The following is a 918-nucleotide window of genomic DNA, read 5'->3' on the forward strand; positions in this document are numbered from 1 at the left end:
TGGCACGATGCCGGTCTCGGAGGCTGCCCAGGAGGCGAGCAGCGACAGCGCCTGCGCGGTCGGCGAGTCGGGTTCGGCGGCGTAGATCGTCATGGTGAGGTCCGGCTCGGCCCGCAGTTCCGTGCTCTCGTACGCCAGGTCGAGGTCTCCGACGACGTGGTGGTGAAAGGTTTTCCTGCCGGTGCCGTGGATGCGGACGTTGTGCGCGCCCCAGCGGCGGCGGAACTCGTCGCTGCGGGTGGACAGCTCGCCCACGAGGTCGTGCAGGGCTTTGTCGTGCGGGTCGACGCCCGCGGCGGTGCGCAGGTTGGCCACGAGCATGTCGGCGGCGAGGTTCCAGTTCGGGTAGAAGCGGCGCGCGGCAGGGTCGAGGAAGGTGAACCGGCCGAAGTTCGGCACACCGGCTGAGTCGGTGTAGACGTCGCTGTACATCGCCCGGCCGAGCAGGTTCGCGGCGAGCAGGTCCTGACGCAGGTTCACGACGATCGCCGGAGCGGTGACGCTGTCGAGCGACCACCGCAGGCTGGGCCGGATCGCGCGCTGTTTCGGCTTGCGGGTGGGACGCAGCAGTGCACCGCTGCCGTTGGCCTCCTGAGCCAGGCGCAGCAGGTGTGCGCGCTCGGCGTCGTCCAGTCGCAAGGCGCGGGCGACTGCCTCCAGCACACCGGGGGAGACCCCGGCGAGCTGACCGCGCTCGAGTTTCGAGTAGTACTCCACGCTCATCCCGGCCAGCGCGGACACCTCGGTGCGGCGCAGCCCGGGGACGCGGCGCTGCCCCGCGGTCGGCAGGCCGGCCTGCTCGGGCGTGACCTTGGCACGCCGCGAGGTGAGGAAGTCGCGCACTTCGGCTCGGTTGTCGTCCACGGTCTCGACGGTACGACGCATCCCGCTGAACTGCGATGTACTGCCGGTACACCT

At 70.6% G+C, this 918-nt stretch carries 1 protein-coding gene; it reads right to left on the reverse strand.

The features are described 5' to 3' along the window. On the reverse strand, nucleotides 1-864 hold an 864-nt coding region (locus tag ACFQ3T_RS36775; protein ID WP_380730809.1), incomplete at its 3' end, for a helix-turn-helix transcriptional regulator. Between the last annotated feature and the right edge of the window lie 54 nt (nucleotides 865-918).

Origin of the sequence: Saccharothrix hoggarensis (assembly GCF_042678885.1) — a bacterium.
GTDB classification, from domain to species: domain Bacteria; phylum Actinomycetota; class Actinomycetes; order Mycobacteriales; family Pseudonocardiaceae; genus Actinosynnema; species Actinosynnema hoggarensis.